This is a genomic window from Candidatus Woesearchaeota archaeon, from assembly GCA_021734105.1.
Lineage (GTDB): Archaea > Nanobdellota > Nanobdellia > Woesearchaeales > SKGA01 > SKGA01.
Map to the genome: position 1 here is coordinate 1 of JAIPJP010000021.1, position 17,544 is coordinate 17,544.

Annotated in this window: 18 protein-coding genes and 1 tRNA gene; 6 read left to right on the top strand and 13 right to left on the bottom strand. The window is 34.4% G+C overall.

The genetic code is table 11. The annotated features are described in order from the left end of the window. Nucleotides 1–89: 89 nt before the first annotated feature. The 8 genes from tadA to K9M74_04425 all read right to left on the bottom strand — a co-directional run bounded on the left by tadA (nt 90) and on the right by K9M74_04425 (nt 9,048). Nucleotides 90–1,880 (bottom strand): Flp pilus assembly complex ATPase component TadA, encoded by a 1,791-nt coding sequence (gene tadA, locus K9M74_04390; protein MCF7799117.1) that lies wholly within the window; start codon nt 1,878–1,880, stop codon nt 90–92. A gap of 37 nt (nt 1,881–1,917) precedes the next feature. Then, nucleotides 1,918–3,069: a hypothetical protein gene (locus tag K9M74_04395; protein MCF7799118.1), complete on the bottom strand. Its 1,152-nt coding sequence runs from the start codon at nt 3,067–3,069 to the stop codon at nt 1,918–1,920. A gap of 114 nt (nt 3,070–3,183) precedes the next feature. Beyond that, nucleotides 3,184–4,158, bottom strand: coding sequence for a hypothetical protein (locus tag K9M74_04400; GenBank protein ID MCF7799119.1), 975 nt, complete (start codon nt 4,156–4,158; stop codon nt 3,184–3,186). A gap of 1 nt (nt 4,159) precedes the next feature. Continuing rightward, nucleotides 4,160–6,835, bottom strand: a complete 2,676-nt coding sequence (locus K9M74_04405) for a VWA domain-containing protein (GenBank protein MCF7799120.1) — start codon at nt 6,833–6,835, stop codon at nt 4,160–4,162. 11 nt (nt 6,836–6,846) lie between these two features. Continuing rightward, nucleotides 6,847–7,365 (bottom strand): hypothetical protein, encoded by a 519-nt coding sequence (locus K9M74_04410; GenBank protein ID MCF7799121.1) that lies wholly within the window; start codon nt 7,363–7,365, stop codon nt 6,847–6,849. Nucleotides 7,366–7,381: 16 nt separating this feature from the next. Next, nucleotides 7,382–7,777 carry a hypothetical protein gene (locus tag K9M74_04415; GenBank protein ID MCF7799122.1) on the bottom strand — a complete coding sequence of 132 codons (396 nt, stop codon included), beginning with the start codon at nt 7,775–7,777 and terminating at the stop codon, nt 7,382–7,384. Nucleotides 7,778–7,779: 2 nt separating this feature from the next. Further along, nucleotides 7,780–8,196 (bottom strand): hypothetical protein, encoded by a 417-nt coding sequence (locus K9M74_04420; protein MCF7799123.1) that lies wholly within the window; start codon nt 8,194–8,196, stop codon nt 7,780–7,782. A gap of 348 nt (nt 8,197–8,544) precedes the next feature. Then, nucleotides 8,545–9,048: a hypothetical protein gene (locus tag K9M74_04425; GenBank protein MCF7799124.1), complete on the bottom strand. Its 504-nt coding sequence runs from the start codon at nt 9,046–9,048 to the stop codon at nt 8,545–8,547. Nucleotides 9,049–9,499: 451 nt separating this feature from the next. Here K9M74_04425 and K9M74_04430 point away from each other — a divergent pair, with 451 nt between their 5' ends. Continuing rightward, nucleotides 9,500–9,847 carry a hypothetical protein gene (locus K9M74_04430; protein MCF7799125.1) on the top strand — a complete coding sequence of 116 codons (348 nt, stop codon included), beginning with the start codon at nt 9,500–9,502 and terminating at the stop codon, nt 9,845–9,847. A 311-nt stretch (nt 9,848–10,158) separates the two neighbouring features. Here K9M74_04430 and K9M74_04435 read toward each other — a convergent pair. From K9M74_04435 to K9M74_04450, 4 genes are all read right to left on the bottom strand, one after another. Further along, nucleotides 10,159–10,283 (bottom strand) — tRNA-Met (locus tag K9M74_04435). 146 nt (nt 10,284–10,429) lie between these two features. Beyond that, the gene (locus K9M74_04440; protein ID MCF7799126.1) at nt 10,430–11,308 is read right to left on the bottom strand and encodes a hypothetical protein; all 879 of its coding nucleotides are present in this window, start codon (nt 11,306–11,308) and stop codon (nt 10,430–10,432) included. 25 nt (nt 11,309–11,333) lie between these two features. Continuing rightward, nucleotides 11,334–11,621 carry a winged helix-turn-helix domain-containing protein gene (locus K9M74_04445; protein ID MCF7799127.1) on the bottom strand — a complete coding sequence of 96 codons (288 nt, stop codon included), beginning with the start codon at nt 11,619–11,621 and terminating at the stop codon, nt 11,334–11,336. Further along, nucleotides 11,618–12,289 carry a hypothetical protein gene (locus K9M74_04450; GenBank protein MCF7799128.1) on the bottom strand — a complete coding sequence of 224 codons (672 nt, stop codon included), beginning with the start codon at nt 12,287–12,289 and terminating at the stop codon, nt 11,618–11,620. The genes K9M74_04445 and K9M74_04450 overlap by 4 nt, the downstream gene beginning before the upstream one ends. A gap of 127 nt (nt 12,290–12,416) precedes the next feature. Here K9M74_04450 and K9M74_04455 point away from each other — a divergent pair, with 127 nt between their 5' ends. Further along, nucleotides 12,417–12,554, top strand: coding sequence for a hypothetical protein (locus K9M74_04455; protein MCF7799129.1), 138 nt, complete (start codon nt 12,417–12,419; stop codon nt 12,552–12,554). A gap of 304 nt (nt 12,555–12,858) precedes the next feature. On the opposite strand, the gene K9M74_04460 is transcribed toward K9M74_04455, so the two are convergent. Next, entirely contained in the window at nt 12,859–13,692 is an 834-nt protein-coding gene (locus K9M74_04460; GenBank protein ID MCF7799130.1) for a tyrosine-type recombinase/integrase, read from the bottom strand. Between the two features lie 666 nt (nt 13,693–14,358). Here K9M74_04460 and K9M74_04465 point away from each other — a divergent pair. The 4 genes from K9M74_04465 (at nt 14,359) to K9M74_04480 (ending at nt 17,309) form a co-directional block, all read left to right on the top strand. Next, the gene (locus K9M74_04465; GenBank protein MCF7799131.1) at nt 14,359–14,883 is read left to right on the top strand and encodes a hypothetical protein; all 525 of its coding nucleotides are present in this window, start codon (nt 14,359–14,361) and stop codon (nt 14,881–14,883) included. Between the two features lie 233 nt (nt 14,884–15,116). Then, nucleotides 15,117–15,713, top strand: a complete 597-nt coding sequence (locus tag K9M74_04470) for a pyroglutamyl-peptidase I (GenBank protein MCF7799132.1) — start codon at nt 15,117–15,119, stop codon at nt 15,711–15,713. 213 nt (nt 15,714–15,926) lie between these two features. Further along, nucleotides 15,927–16,361, top strand: a complete 435-nt coding sequence (locus tag K9M74_04475; GenBank protein MCF7799133.1) for a hypothetical protein — start codon at nt 15,927–15,929, stop codon at nt 16,359–16,361. A 549-nt stretch (nt 16,362–16,910) separates the two neighbouring features. Continuing rightward, complete coding sequence (locus K9M74_04480) at nt 16,911–17,309, top strand: type II toxin-antitoxin system death-on-curing family toxin (protein ID MCF7799134.1); 399 nt, start codon at nt 16,911–16,913, stop codon at nt 17,307–17,309. The last annotated feature ends 235 nt before the right edge of the window (nt 17,310–17,544 follow it).

Here is a 17,544-nt window from a genome sequence, read left to right on the forward strand (position 1 = left end):
CTGGTGTGTCGTAAATTGCTGCCTGATGTAGTCTTGCTTGCAGACCAGGAATTTTTTTTGCAATTCGTTTGTAAATATTCATCTTCTACTTACATATGAGGAAATTCTTTATTAGAATTAACATATTTCATAAGATTATCTTTATCGGTGTAATATTCTGCCATGACTCGTCCTACACCATCAACAGAATCAATATTATGTTTAACAAGATAGTTAAGAACTTTAACTTTCTCAGTTATTTCTTCTTTAATTTCTTTAATACTCATCCCCGTAAAATTATTTATTGTTTCAAAAAAGTGCGATGTCCCTTTCTTAGAAGAACTTTCTGAACCAAACATACTTCCTGAAGTACTTACAAGAACATCTTTTTTTGCATCATACTGTAAAATAACATTTGGTTCTCCATTAGGCATTATTTCTGCGATTTGAAATGTTCGTCGTTTTCCTGTTCTTCTGTTTCTAAATTGTACAATAATTAATGAGATTGCAGGAAGCATTATTTTTGGAACGTCAAGCGGAGGATTAGTTAATCTATCAATTGCTTCTCGCGCATTGTTTGCGTGAAAGGTTGCATATACTGAGTGTCCTGTATGAATTGCTTCAAAGAGTGTTTCTGTTTCTTGTTTTCGTCGTACTTCACCTACTAAAATTCTATCTGGTCGCATACGAAGCGAGTTAACAAGCAAATTACCCATACTAATTTCTCCTTTTCCTTCTGCGTTTGGCATGACGGTATTCATAGGAACCCAATGTAAAAATTTAGGTAATCGAATTTCTCTTGTGTCTTCAATAGATAGAATTCGTTGGTTTGGTGGGGAAAACCCTGCAAAAACGTTAAGCGCCGATGTTTTTCCTGATGCCGTTCCTCCTGCAATAAGTGCACTCATTTCGTATTGTATTGCTGACCAAACAACTGCTGCTGCTTCTGCACTTATAGTTCCTACTCGAAGAAATTTTGTAATAGTCCATGGATCTCTACTAAACTTTCGAATAGTAATAGTGTTACCGTCGGTACTTACTGGTGAAAGAGTTGCATTTACTCTATCTCCTGCATCAAGGTTTGCATCTAGAAGTGGCGTGAGTACAGTAATTTGTCTTCCTACTTTTCTTCCAATAATACTTGCATAATGTCTAATCTGATTTTCATCTTTTAGATAGGTTGTTGTTTTTAGCCAACCGTAATGTTTATGGTAAATCCAAATAGGTTCTGAAGCTTGATTAATGACTATTTCTTCAAGGTTTTGATCATCCATAATGAGTTCTATATTTCCAAGACCTAAACTTTTTATTTTTAAATAAGAAGTAAGAAAATGTGTTGTTTCCATATCACTGTCCGGCAAGTATTTTTCAATAAGGATTTTTATAAGTTCTTCGAATTTTTCTTCTATTTGATGAGTTTTTTTTGAGTCACTTAAATCGGCAATACCTAAACTTACCTTTTTAATTAATTCTTGTCGAATTTTTTCTAATATTAACTTTGTTGTTGGCGTAATAGAAGCTATTTCAAGATCATAAATGGGCACGTATTCTCGTTTATCTTTTTTTATTGTTATTCGAATGGGGATTTGACCAGAGTTGTACTGATATTCGTCAAGTTGTTCGGCGACCTGCTCAACATGATAAGAAAGTGGTTTGTTTTGATTATCATTCTTATTTTTTTCTTGTTTGTTAACTACCATTGCATTGCTTTCTGGTTTCTCAGGTTTTATTTCATAAGGTTTACTAATCGCAGAGGATTTTTGTTCTTGAGAATTATTTTCGAGATTAATTTTTTTAAGAATTTTCTTATGTTCTTTTTTTGTTGTCTTTGCTGAAGTGTTCTTTTGAGAACTTTTCTTTGTAGAAGTTTTTTTATGTATGCTTTTCTTTTTACTTGCCAATCAAGTCACCCTCTTTTTTGTTACGCGTAATACGTATTTATTTTCCCCGAATAAAATTAATAAGACTGCTAATTTTTTGCGATAATGCTTGTTTTCTTTTTTCATAGCTTTCAAGAGTTTCTTCAATATCTCCTAATTTTTTTTGAACTGCTAATTCTTTATCTATCGCATTAAACGCTTCTACTTTCTTTTTGAGCACTTCTAACTCTTTTTTAAGGCTATCTTTTTCGTGCTCAAGATCACTAATAAGATCACCTGTTTTAATTTTTTTAGAGAATAAATTCTCAAAGCTATCATATATTTTTTTACCCATATCAGCATAATTTTTTACTTCTTCAACTTTTATTTTTGCAGATTTAAGAAGCGTATCTTGTTGTCGCTCAATTTCTTCTCGTTTTGAACCAACTAGTTTTCCAAGTTTCTTAATATTTTGTTGTTTGTTTTCTTCAATATTATTTGTTATGGAAAGTAAGTCTTTTTTTATTTTTGTTATACGTTCTTCTGTTCCTTGAATATTTTTCATTTCAGAAGTTAAATTATCCGATACTGCTTTAAGTTCCTTTAAACTATGTTGAATGGTTTTTTCTATTTCATCTTTACTATAACGAAGTTCGCCTACTTTTGTTTCAAAGACTTCAAGCTTTGTTTCTTCTTTTTTAAGATCTTCAACGGATTGCTGGTATGCTTTATCAAAACTATCGAGTTGATTATTATATTCTTGAATAAACTTCTTGTAAACTTCTTGTTGCTCAGCGATATCTTTTGAAATATTTTTCTTTAATTCATCATAATGCTCAAGTTCTTTCATTTCTTTACGAACAGTTTCTAATTCATCTTTAATTCTGCCTTGAACTGTTGCGAATTCTCGTCGAACTGTTTCAAAACCAGATGTTTCATTATCAATTGCTTTAATTGTTGCATCTATTTTTCTCTCGAACGCATCTTTTTCAGATAATGCTTGTTTTGCTGAAACTTTAACTGTTTCTTCATCAATTTTTCGTTCTTCGACATACATTTTAGAAAATTTATAGGAAACTGAAACAACCTTCTCTTGTTCTAAGAGTTCTATCCAATCTTCGACAACATCTTTAGAAACACCAAGTAATTTTGCTGCTCGCTCAGAAGTAAGTTTTTTATGATCGTGAATGAGTTGGACAAATTTATCAATACCGGTAGTTATGTTCTTCATACTAAAAGAATTATTAAATACCATAGTTAAAAAAGTTGTGTAACTACTCTAAAAAGAAAAAACGCCCATAACTCTCGTTTTGCTCAGCCTGAGCCTAAATTAATTAAGTTAAAGTTATGGACAAGTTACATTATTATAATCCAATCCAGAAATTTCGTATAAACCCACTCTATCTTGCGTTGTTACAAAATAAAATGAGGAAGAAACACCGTCCACAGCGCAAACTTTTGATCCAGCGATAGCATTAAAATACATATAATCTACTTTAATTCTGTTTTCATAAACATCAATATCTTGTGCTGCAAGAAGCCCTACATTAACAACACTTTCAATTCCTTGAGGATGCGAGGTGATATTATTTTCAAATCGTTGCAAGAACGATGGTGCGTTTGGATTAGCAAGGTAATATGAGTCATTAAGAAACTTTTGTAAGTTTGAGGTGTCATTATCAGTGGTGTTCACTAAAAATGTTTCTGGAAAAACACGAATAGTATTAGAAAGACGATTATAAGTAAAGACGCTATAGAGAGGATCTCGCAAATCGTAAATAGGTACGGTAGTCACATAGGTTTGCTCAAACTCCCAAGACGCAATACCTGTAGTATCTGTAATATTAATAGCCATATCAACACCCACATCAACTGCCCATGGCGATGATTGGTTAAGATGCACAGCAAGCACAGTCATATTTGCAGTAAGTCCTATATGCCGTGCTAAACTATTAACTTTATCTAAATAATCAAGAAAACTTGAGTCATTCAAAAGAGGAGCGACTTGTCCACTAATAGTGCCATTAAAAAATGTTTCTGCAAAAGCAATTTCTGTATCATTAAAAAATTCCTCTGCATTGGAAATATAATCTTCTAAAGCAAGAAGTGTACGAAACGAAGAGATGTATGTTGCTCGATGAATATCTTGATTAAAATCAGTTACGAAGTCATTCATAACAACAATTCTGTTTTCATGTAAATCTTGTCTATCTTGATAAGTATATTTATTTACTGCTAAAAAAACAAAAATAATGATCATTGAAAGAAGAGTTGCTGCTATTAAATAAGTAAATCCTTTTTTGCTTTTTAATAAATTCATATTATTCCCACACACTCGTTTGTACAATACTTGGTCCCCAAAGGTAAGGAACGCCACTTACTAAAGTAATAGTAATTTCAAGGTCTGCTTCTGTTAAGTCAACAATCACTTGACCATCATGATCAGGGTCGAGTTGGCGAAGCAAATGATAAGTTGCTGAATCATATGCATCATAAGGATTATAGGTAATATCTGTTGCCGTGTAATTACAAGCATTTACTCCTGCATAGTCTTTGGGAATAAGAACATTTGAAAAAATTCCTGCTTCAGATTCTATATTCCAGTTACAGCCCTCATGCACTTCAAATGTTTGCGATCGAGGTGTTGATGCATTAATAAGTGCTGTATAAATTAAAGTATTGTTTGGTGAACACGCAGAGTTATTTGTTGGCGAATCTCCTACTTCTAAAATAATACTATTGTTAGCACCAACCAATAATGTTGTTGAAGGAATTTGAATAAGAAAAGGGTCTCCTAATAAGACGTAGTCAGTTCCATAATCAGAAAGATTAAAGACTTCAACACCATTTACTAGAACTGATTTAGTCCAATGCTTCGATGAAAAAGAGGTAACCATCGCATCAGTTATCTGAATACCTGCAGGAATAGGTATGGTTGCATCACAACCCCCAAATTGTTCTGATTCAAACGTTAAAGAAATTTTTCCTTGATTATCTGGCGCAACTAAAGGATCATAATATAAATCTATGTACGAACCATTATACAAATAGGCTGTTGAATAATTCCCCAAAATTTCTAAGGTTTGAGAAGAATAATTAGCTGCAACTAAAATTTGATTTGAAATATTTTCATAAATTTGTGCAAGCGCAGAAACATTTGTTGCATTATAATATAATGAACTATTACAGGCTATTTGCTCCATAACAGCATGTCCCGAAGCACTCATTCCTTCACCAAACCCTATAGCATAAACGGTTATATTATCCATACATGCTTGTTGTGCTGCAGCAATTGCATCATTTTGTGATTGCGTACTATCACTTCCTTGACCGTCATATTCATGAATATCGCCACCACAATGACGTGTTGGTTCTCCATCACTTAATACAACAATAAATTTATCATCTATTGATACGTTAATTAAATCTCTTGCTCGGTTAATACCGCAACAAGTACAGGTTGCACCGTTTGCAGAGTATGTATCTATTTCAGCATCTAACACTCCTTGTACATTTGTTAAAGCTGTTGCAGGGTTTGCATCATAAGAAAAATCAACTAAACCTATTTCATGCAAGGTTGAATCATTAAGAATTGTTTCAATAAAAAGATGTCCTGCTTCTTTTGCAATGTCAAGTAAAGTGCCATTGCACGTAGAAGTTGTTTTATTATAAATAACGTGATTTCTTGTTGTTGATGTTCCTCCACATTCATTTGAAACACAAGTCGTTGCAAGTTCGCATTCCCTATTAAACCACCAAGCCCACCAAAAATATTCATAGCTACAATATTCTACATCTTGTGTAAAATATCTTCCACAATCAGCCATACTTCCTGAAATATCAGTTACTAAAAAAGAATCAGAAGGTTTTCCGGCAGTTGCAATAGTAATATTTGAAAGATTTGTTGTTCCAACTCGCAAAGGTATCTGTGTTGGGGGTAATGATTGATTTATTCGGGAGTAAACAATGTGTTGGGTAGTATTTTGTCCTGGTGAAATAAAAATGGTTTCGTTTGCAAGTACAACAAACGTATCATATTCATTATATAAAAAAAGATTCATTGTCCAGTTTCTGATAAGGCCTTGTGCTGCAAACGCATCATACATATTAATAAACCCTGCAATTTCAGGAAGATAATATCGTTTATAGCCAGGTGTGCTTGGATCTTTTACTGTATCTGTTGTATAAACAACTTTTAAAAATCCTCCTGAAACATAAGATGAGCTTAAGTTAGAAGTGAAAAATAAAGTTATATTATTTTCATTTGATTGAAACGAATTATTACAAGCCATAAGATTCCATAAACTAATTTCTCCAGCAGCACCTGTTCTTGAACCGCCACAAAGAATTCCATTAAGATATAAATCAAATGTTCCTGAAGTTTCTATTTTAAGATCGCTTGATAACAATCGAGAAGTTTGAAAATCAGCAGGCAGTTCTAAATTAACAGATATATTACCCTGACCGTAAAAACCTCCAAAATAAGCATATGATGCGGTTTTTTTATTGCGTACTTTTTTGAGGTATGCTGATGAACTAGAGCCCGATATAGGTGCTCCTTTTGCAATGCCCGATATCATTCGTCGACTGACTGCTAAATTAGTAATTGCTGAATCATTTTGTAAATAAATTGAGTCTGATTCAATAGAAAATTGTATATTAATATCTGGCGGTAAAGATTCATTGGTTACTAAAAAGAATAATTGATTTGCTTTTGTTGTTTTATTTAGAGCCCAATATTCACCTATTTGTTCAAGTACAGTATTATTAACTGTAGTAATATTTCCATTCGCAATTTCTGCTAGTACAAAAGGTGCGTTCATATCAATTATGTGAATTGCTCCAAGTACATTAAGTAAGTCTTGTGTAAGAAATGTTTTTTCATCAATAGACGGTTCATAAAATGAAAGGGTTAAAAGCGTTGCAGCAACACCAACTAAAAGTAATCCTGCAAAGAGGGCATCCATAGAGTAATATATTCCTTTTCGTTTCATCATTTAGCTCCCTATTAATTCCAAGAGTAAATTACTAATTGTAATAATGTGTTATTGTGTGCTATGAGTCGTGTCGTGTGTACTAAATTATCATAGGTAATAGTTGTTAAGTCTGGCTCGCATGTTGTTGTGTTGTATAAAAGAGGATAACCATGCAAACAAGTAGTGATATTAAGTATGTCTGTTGAGTTTTTAAAAAAGAAGAGATATTCATTATTGACATGAAATATTATTTTTGTTCGATTGTACTCTAAGGAATCAAATTGCGTAAGTTTAGTTATGTTTAATTGAGAAGCACTCATAAGTCCTGGAACAATAACTGTTGTATTATTCCAATTTTGCGGATAACCCGCATCGACGAGTTGGTCTGAAATGTAAAGATTATCTCGGTATAAATCTTCATACTCACTTGAAGGAATTAAACCTAATAAAACTTTTACTGCAATAAGAAGAAGAAATATAAAACCAACCATACCAAGAATAAAATCTATAGTGAACATCTGTCCTTTACATTGAGGGTTTACTCGCTTCATCTTTTTTTCGCCTTAATTAATTTAAATACAATACATCATTTACTTTTCGCAGCATATTTGCGCCTTTAATAAATGTACCATTAACAACAGGGGTTGGATAATAAATTTCTTGATTTGCAAATTGTAAACTAATAAATCCGTTGTATGTTGAAGTGTTACCTAAAACAATCGTGTAATTATGTGTTGCAACTTTTGTTGGTAAAATAAATGTTCGTTGGTATCCGTCTTGCATGCGAGAAGCAAGTAAGAGTTCTTGTTGGATACCTCGTCCTAAATCATCAAGTTGATAATATGCTTGTTCTGTTGTTTTATCTGCTGATAAATAAACCATGGCAGCAACTAAAGTAAACATGAAAAAAAAACCAGTTACTAAAAGCAAAATAAATTCTATAGAGACTTGACCTCGTCGCATTTTTATGTATCCTCTAAAGAAACTACTGCGCCTTGCGCTTTCACAACAATTTTATGTGTACCTTCAAAAGTCTTAAGCGTTCCTGTTAAATTAATGGTTGTATCTTTCACATAAGTGTAATTATAAGTTGCTCCTTGCATAGTAAACACAAGTGCTTTGTTAGTTATACTTGCTAAAATAATTCCATCAGGAAACGTGACCCTAATAGTTTGTTGTGCAGGCGAACCCATAAAATAAACTTCTGATGCTGCATCAATAATTTCGGATGCTGCTTTTTCAAGTTGCGCGTTGGCAATATCTGATTGCAAATTACTCGTCTGTGTTGCAAAAATAATAACCAAAGGCATCGTCATTAAGAATGCTATAGAGAAAATTATCAAATACTCCATAGCAACTTGCGCTCTAGTCTCCCCTCTCATAAGAATAATTCACCTTAAAGCCCTATTTAAAGATAGTGTGCCTATCAAACAGTTAAAACAAATGTTGCAGCAACGAGTAATGCAACAATTACCTACCAACTCAGAAACAGTGCTACCTTGCAAAAAAACAAACGATAAGCATTCCAATGCTTTAGCTAAGGAATTACCGCGACTCGTTTGCAGTATTTGCCATGCAGAGCATGCAATAATATTGCGTAGCACGTGAACAATCAAATCAAAGAATAAGAAAGAAAAAGAAAGAAAAAAAAGAAAACGTGCTCAAAAATCAAACATAATCTTTGGCACGCTTTACAGCGAAAATAAAAAAAAAGAAGTTAAGCCGCAGGCTTAACTGTATTTACCTTGTACAGAACCTGTATGTGGAATGGTTTGCCCAGTTTCCGCATTAACATAATCAAACTGAAGATCTGCTTTAAATTTGGTTCCAGCTGAAGGTACAGTTCCTAAATCATCACAGTCCCAAGTTACAAGGAAAGTTTCACCTTGAGGAATGGTTACACCTGTAGCATCTGCGCTATTATACGTTGCATTAATCACCGCATTTGCACACACTGTTGAACCTTGAGCAGTTAAAGCTCCAGTCATAGGAAGCGTAATACCTGTTCCCTTATTGTTTACAAATGCAACTTCTAAGGAGTTTGTTGCTCCGTCAATAACTGCATTATCTACATTTGCTAATGGTGCTCCAAAAGTGGTTCGCTCAGGCAAAAGGTTTTCGGGGCTTAATACACCAAAATACGCCAAAGCTGCAATTGCTAAAAGTACTACTAGAATTGCCCAACCATAGGTCATTAAGAACTCCATAGCTGCTTGTGCTCGTTTTTTCATCATTATTAATACACCTCTTTATAGTTATATAAAGACTATATAGCATAGACCTGGAGAAAATAGTTTATAAAGATTTCGTTTTTTGAGGAAAAATGTATACTGATATAGATATTTTTAGTAGTTTTCTGCATGTTGGCTGTTTGAGAAAGACTTATATACAAGCACGTGCAAGAAATCAACGATGAGTATCACAACAACGATTCGGCACTTTAATTGCGTGTTTGATCTAGTGAATACTACATCCATCAAGAAATATCCTTGGATGTTGTAAAAACCAGCAAAAACAACTGGAATTGCAACAGACAAGGAAACCAAAAATACTTCTTAAAGTTGCAATCCCAAAAGAAGGCAGCAGGCTGTTTCAGGACACCGACCGCTGAAAAGCAGTTGGCCGATAACACCTGCACCCCGAACGCTAACTAGCAGCATTCTCGGAAGCTGAGGTGTAAAAAAAATGGGAGCATGTGTACTCTGTGAAGAGCAAATAACAACACCTCTAGGACCTGAAAGACTAGGGGAACAAATAGAAGCATGGATTAATGAAACTGATAGCAATATGCTTAAAAGTTTTCGGAAAGCATCTGATGAACTACTGGATGTGAATCGGTTTACCGATGATATCTGTATTGTGAATAAGACGCCCATGCATGTTTGTGCTTATTGTTATACAGAACACATTTTCAAATGGCTCCTAACAACTAAGCCCTCGTGGGAACAAGTAAGAAGTTTCCTCTTGCACTTTGATTATGACACCAGCAAGTATGGTTATGCAGTGAGACCTGAGGCTAAAATTGACGCCTAGATATTTTTATTATTTATCTCTTGTCAGAGCACTTCGCCCCGGCAAGTAAATCGCTGTGAAGCGTGCCGAAAACCATTTTGGTTTTCGTGCATTTTCTTTTATTTTTTAATAGTTTTTTTATGTTCTATTCTTAGATTCCAATAATAAACAAATCAATTTGTTTGAAGAATTTCATCGAAATAATTGAGAAATAAAATATAGCGGGAAGAGGATTCGTTGAGCCTGCGAAACGTGCCAAAAACCCTTGGTTTTTGAGCATGTTCAAATCCTTTCGTTGAAGAATTACATTGAAGTAATCAAGAAATAAAATATAGCGGGAAGAGGATTTGAACCTCCGACCTCAGGGTATCTCTGCCACAAAGCAAGACACAGAGTGTGTGCGTCTTGCTCGCGGGCTTATGAGCCCTGCGAGCACTCCTGGCTGCTCCATCCCGCTATAAGAAAGGGATGGAGTTAAAGAACCCGACACCATTTATAAATGTTGTCGGTTTAAGTGTCCCTGATAGTCATAAAACAACCAAAATCGAAGATTCTTCGAGAAAACTCCAAGAATCAATAACAGTAATTTCAAATAAGAATTTCTTAAAACAATTTTCCTTGATATTGCATTGCTTCTGCAATTTTTTTTCTGCTCTGAGCTTTTTTGCCTCGGACAAAATAATCATTCTCAAATCGGTAGGCTCGAGGAAATTGGTATTGACTTGCAAGCGGACAGAGTTCTTGACAATGCGCATCGTTTTTTGCTGTGCAAATTTGGCCAATTCCCCACAGGAATGCGTCCAAGTCAAAAATGCTGATGTCTTCTTCTTGTGCTAAGTCTCGGAGAAATTTGCCAAATAGTTTCTTATTTTCTCCGGGAATTCTCTGGTTGATATCTTGAACGATGCCAAGTGCTCGTCCAATGTTATAATCGTGAAAATCTATTTTCGGACAGAATTCTTCTTCATTGCGAAAACTAAAAATGCCGTGGTCGCGAACGGTGTGCACATAAAGTCCTGATAACCCATCACCTATTCCTTTAAAGGTAAGCAGTCGTTTTTGCGTTTCAACAATATCTTCATCTAAAACGTTAAGCATCTGCCCACCGTATTCGTCTTGTATCTTGCGATACGATGTTTGCATATAATCTCCTTTTTTTGCCATGGAGAGCATATCGCTTCGTGCAAAGAAGCCCGCTTCCTCGGAATTCATAGCTAAAATATTCTCAAGCGTAAAAAAATCAGGGTTCGCTCGATACAACTCAAGTACTTCTTTGTAATGCTTGCGCGACTCTTTTTGTGAATCATAAAGCACTGCTAAAAAGGAGAGTAGCGCGAGTCGTTCAGGCGTCTCGTGTTCTTTTAGGGGATCAAGTAAATCTTTTTGATAAGCGAGTCGAGAAAATTGTTCTAAGAATAGCATGCCTTGTTCTTTGAAGGGTTTGATGAGTACATCTTTTGCTCGCTCTTTATCTAATTCCAAATAATCCCCTCAACATATAATCTGTTTACTCTTCTTCAAGACCAAAGCTTTCCACAAACTGCACAACAGTTCTATATTCTGCTAAATAATCATATCCTTTTCTTGTTAAAGAATAGGTCTTGGCATTATTTTTTGGCGCAATGTGTTCCATAATAAATTCTTTCCCTATAAGTTCTTTAAGATAATCATTCATCATTTGGTGTGAAAGATTTGATTTATAAAGCAAATGAGTGGGTTTAATCATACCACCTTTTAATTTTATAGCATTTAGAATGTCATGAATTATTTGTAGGCGGCCTCGTTTTTTACTCATCGTTTCACAACCCGCAAGAGATTTACTAATAAAAGTAAATAACCAAACAAACTAATAAAATGTCCTGAGATATACAGTAAGCTCAAAGATTGTGCAAAAGCAAGTTGCACATTTCCTAAAAAGAGCAGACCAAATCCCATAAACACCATTAAAGAATTTTTAGTTGGCTTGCGAGCGTGTCGTTGAAAATATTGCGCTGTTATGAACAATAAAAATATACTTGTTATAATATAAAATGTCAAACCGACATGTGCACTCATCACTATACCCACAAGACTCATTGATAAAATTAGTAAAAATATTTTTGCGCCGCGTTCCTTAAGCGTCACATAACTTAGTAACGATAACCCTGTAATCATTAAAAGCATTTGCAAACTCACAACAAAAATACTTAATTGTAAAGGTTGAGCAACACCTATTGCTGCTGGAAATAAATGCTGAGTCTGCACTCCTTGTAAAAGTAAATAATTAAACAATGCCTCTATAAAATATGCACTACTAAGTGCAATAAATCCTAAACCGAAAAGAAATGTTGGTCGTTGGCGAGAAAGCTTATATACTTTATAAGAAAAAAACGCAACTAAAAGCGTAACTAGTGCAAAAATTAATTGTATAATGATTTTTGTCACGCCAAACCACAATGGCGTGCTACACGTAATAAGTTGCATGTTAAAACCACTAGAATGGAGTTCCTCTTTTAAGCTTTACTAACTCCAATTCCATATGTCTCCTTACTATTGTTTATAAATGACTGCAACTAAGCTATTAATTGAGAAACATCTCGAGGTGAAATATATGAAAACGGTTCAAACTTTGGATAATACAACATCAGACAACGACGCCATCATGCAACTCATTGGCGAGAAATCTGTTGATGAGGAATATATTTCACTATATGATATGGCTTTTTTAGAGGCTGCTAATGAGTACTAAGTTTCTTCACTCACACCACCACATAAAAAATAAATGCCAACGGCCCTAAAGCTGTTAGGCATTTATTATACTCACACCAAACCCACACAACCACAAACAACCAAGTCAGGGGAAGTAAAGCAAGTATTAGTTTTTCATATTCCCCTGACTTTTATTTTTCTCACACATAAAAAAATAGCACCATTAATTTTTTTAACATAATTTCAAGTTTTTAGAAGTATTCTTGGTAGGTGAAGTAGGGCATTTTCCGCTCGTTAAAAAAAAATAACTAAACTATTACATTTTGAGAAGCAAAATATAAAGACTAACACAATACATCTAAAGGACTTTGTATTCCTCGTAAATCTTTTTTTGCCACATGCACATACACCCCTGTTGTACTTACATCGCTATGACCTAAGAGTTTTTGAACATAACGAATATCAACTCCTGCTTCTACCAAATGTGTTGCAAATGAATGTCTAAGCATATGTGGTGTGATACGAACACCTAATTGTTTTCCTGCATTTTCTAATAATTTTTGCACGCTTTTCTTTGCATATTTCCCTCCCCCTCTCCCTTCAAACACATAGGGTGAAACAAATCCCGTCTGCGAATAATAAACAAGCAAATCTTGCTCTAAGTCTTTAGCAAAAAGAGTAATTCTATCTTTCCCTCCTTTCCCCCGCCGTACAGTAACCACCCCATCAACTACATTAATATCGCTTCGCTTCAAATTAACAAGCTCTTGTAGTCGCAAGCCAGAGCTATACAACAGTTTCACCACAAGTCGATGTTTTACATTATCAAAGAGCCCAACAAGTTCTCTCATCTGCTGTTTACTCAATATTTTCGGCAACTGCCTTAGTCGCTTCTTTTTTGGAACATCCTGTTGTGTAAAAGGCTTCTTAAGAACTGCAGAAAAGAAAAAAAGCAAAGCCGCATGATACAACCGTGCAGTATTCTCACTCACCTTAACCCATAAAAGAAACGACCTAACACTCGAAACATCCAAGTTTAATCCCCTTTCTCGAGCAAACCGCACATACATCCCTACACAATAATTATAAGTCCTAATCGTAGCAGCGCTAAACCCTCTTAAAACACATTCATCCCGAAGCTCTTGCAATAAACGCCCTGTATCAATTGCATAACTCATAAAAGAACTCAAACAAAAATAATTTTTATAATCTCCTCCTCAAAACCCGTAAATCCTTCGGATTTACAATCTTCAGAGAAAAATCAGAAACAACATAACACTCCTTAGACCGAAAAACTCGGCCTAATATGTGTTTTCCACGAATTTTGTTTTTGTCTCTAACACTTGCTAAATTAAGAATAAAGTTCAGAGTTACAACTCAATTATTAGAGCAAACTTTTCGTGCTTAACGTCTTTTGCTCGTCAATCCACATCAATGCGAACAATCGCATAACAGTTGGGTTTAACGAAATTTTTTGAACCGACTAAACATATATTTTCAACATAAGAATTTGTAAACTAAATAGTCAGATAATGATCACAACTATTTTTTTTATAAATGGTTCAAAAAACTAAGCAAAAAACTACACTCAAAGCAAAAACAAAACTTCTTCGTCAGCTTCGCTTCCTCGACCCACGCCTTGCAGGCTCTCGCATTACATGCTCGGGGCGGGAAAACAGCAGTTTAGAGGTTCCGCCATTGCAGGCTCCACCCAACTTTCCACGCCCAAAGGCATTGATAGTGGAAAGTTCTCCAAACTGCGATGTTAAGTCGAATTGAGTTTTTACAAGTTCAATGAAAAAGTATTTATACTTCTTTCAAATATTTTTTGTTGGTGATACAATATGAGTCATTTTAGCAACGAATTTGGTAAACAAATTGGATTAATTCATTCTGCAATGAATAATTTAAAAGAAATCCATGATCAACATCCTGAGGAAAAATATTTCGAGAATTACGATATAACAAAAGCTATTGAAGATAAAAAAAAAGAAATTCTTAATGCTTTTGAAAAAATTGAACAATTAGATTCTAAAAAAATTATTCTTGAAAATAAAGCAAATAATGTATTACATGAATTGGAAGAAGAGTTCAAAAGATTAACTCAAAAGTTTCAACGATTAGAATCTTTTGAAAGACAACTAAATGAGCATTTTCAGAATATGAGTCGTGCTAAAAAAGAATTTCTTGAAATGTTTGAAAGAAAACAGCTAAATAAAGGCGTTATAGATAAAATTGTCCAGAGTATGAATTGGATTTATAAAGAAACTGAAGAAGATCGAAAAGAACTTTTCGATGTGGAGAATGAACTTAATAAAAGTGAGAAAATGATTTCTCATTTGAAAAAATATTTGAAAAAAGAAGATTGAAGAACTTGTAAAAACTCAACTTCTCGTTCGGCTGTGCCTCTCTGCGACCCACGCCTTGCAGGCTCTCCTCCTTTCAGTCGTCGGGGCGACTTAACAGGGCTTAAAGAGCTCCGTCTTGCAGACTCCGCCCGAATTTCTCCTTTCAGTCAAAACTCTCCTTAAGCCCGATGTTAGTTGCAATTATCAGAGTTGCTAGAGAAAAATTTATAACCCTTTAACCGCATCATAATATTATGACGACTTTAATTTACACCTTTGAAAAATTCCATAATCTAAAAAGTAATCCTGCACATGAAGTTGGAAAAGCAATAATAGACCTATTTAATTCCAAAGATGTCGAATTAATTCAATTACCCGTCACATACAATTGCTGGGACTTATTAAAAGAAAAAATTCATGAGTTCAACCCAGAAATTGTTTTAGGACTAGGAGTTGCAATGGGAATAAATAAAGTTAAAATAGAAAAAATCGGATTAAACTTTAAACATGCAGAAATTCCTGACAATGAAGGAATAAAAATTCAATCTGAAAAAATTTCTATGAATAATTCCTTAGCATTTGAAACTGATATTGATATATTGAATTTTTCAGATAAATTAAAAGAAAAGGGAATTCCTGCTGAAGTATCATTCCATGCAGGAACTTATATCTGTAATTATGCTTATTATAATTGCCTCAGTTATTTAAAGGATAAAAAAATTAAAACTTTATTCATTCATGTCCCAGCATCTCCAAAAGAAGTAATTGAATTAAATAGTAATATTGCATCTTTTCCAACTAATCTTATTGCAGAAGGAATTTTTCAAATATTAAAAGAAACGCAACTCTGATAACTCTTCGGGTTTCGGCTTCGCCGACCGTTGCACTAACCCTCGGTCACTTCGTGACACAACTAACAGGAATTTAACGGTTACGAAACCTTGCAGGTTTCTCCACCCAAATCGCCTTCGGCGACTTCGTTAAATTCCGATGTTTATGTCTAATTTTTATTTTACCCTTCAACAATAGAAACCTTTTTTAAGCTCAGTCAATTATCAAAAAATATGAGTCAAGATATCATTTCAGTAGAAAATTTTTACTTTATTGGTCGAAACCTAAATAGAGAAATAATTAATCACATTGGAAAAGTAAAAGATAGAAATGATTTCACCATTGATGTTGAAATGGGAGTTTCTACAACAATAAGTTACAAAAAACCTCTAATATATGATTCAAGACAATATGAAGATATTAGAATAGTTTCTTTTGTTCAAAATGAACAAAGTGCAAAGACAAATGTTTGGGGAAGACCCTTGAACGGAAGATGTTTAGATGAAGTATTATTAAATGAATTTTCATCTCAATACAGGCCCCATGATTTGCCCTTAAAACATTCTCAAACAGTAGATAAATTAGAAGAATATCATCTTGAACTACATAAAAAAGATTTATATCTTGACAAAAAAACAATTACAGAAGAAACTGAGCTTAAATTCTAATTCTTACGGGTAAAAGAAAAACTCTCCGTTCCTCACTTCGTTGCGGTACTCGGGGACGGCTTGCAGCCTCTCGAACTAAAGTTCTCGCCCAGACATAACAGCACCTTAACGGTTCCGCCTTGCAGGCTCCACCCAACTTTCCACGCCTTCGGCTTTAATTGTGGAAAGTTCAGCAAACCCTGATGTTTAACGCAATCTTTTTCTTTAGTATGATAATAATAAAAAGTCAATTAGTAATCTTTAGTGTCAGCTTGCTGGTGCGCGAAATTTGCTTCCAACAAAAAACAATTAAGTTACATATTAAAAGAAAAAGACTTCTTCGTTACGCGCAAGCGCTCACTACGACCACGGCCTTGCAGGCCTCTCAGACCAAAAGGTCTTCGGGGCGTCAAACAGGAGCATAGTCACTCCAGTTGCACTTCCGTTCCGAATTTTGACAGCTTCGCAATTAATCGTCAAAGTTCATCAAGCCCGATGTGTTAAACGTAATTGTTTGTTTTGGAGTTTTTTGAAGCAATATTTATAAAGAAAAGCAACCATTTAAAATATATGGTTGCCTTTAAATATCCTTCAGAAGAGAAGATTATTGAGCTTAATGCTTTGATTTTGACTGTTGTTAAGGTTAAAAAGGCAGATAAATCTGAAGTTTTGAGTAAATTAAAACTTAGTAGAGCTTTAGATGCGTGCATAGAATCCGATGGTGATTTATACGATAAAGCAGCCATACTTATGAAACAAGTCATCAAAAGTCATGCTTTTGCTAGCGGTAATCGAAGAACTGCGTTTATCGTAACCAAATATTTTGTTACACAAAATAAAGGAAAGTTTAAAATAAAAGACGATCCTTCCTATGCTCAAGTGATGCAAGGCATCAGAGAAAATTTTTACTCAAAAGAAGAAATCAAAGAGTGGATAAAAAATGGCACAATCAAACCCTTCAAACGATGACTATAACGTAGTCATCAAAGAACTAAACGAGTTTAATAAACTCGTTAAAGGACATGAAAAATTGCTTAACGCAATTGGAAATCTTTAAAGGCTTTCTTACTGTAAAGCTCAAACTCCAAAACAAACAACTTCTCCGTAAAATCAAAGATTTTACTACGACCACGGCCTTGCAGGCCTCTCGCTTTCGCTCGGGACGTTTAACAGGAGCATAGTCACTCCAGCTGCGCTTCCGTTC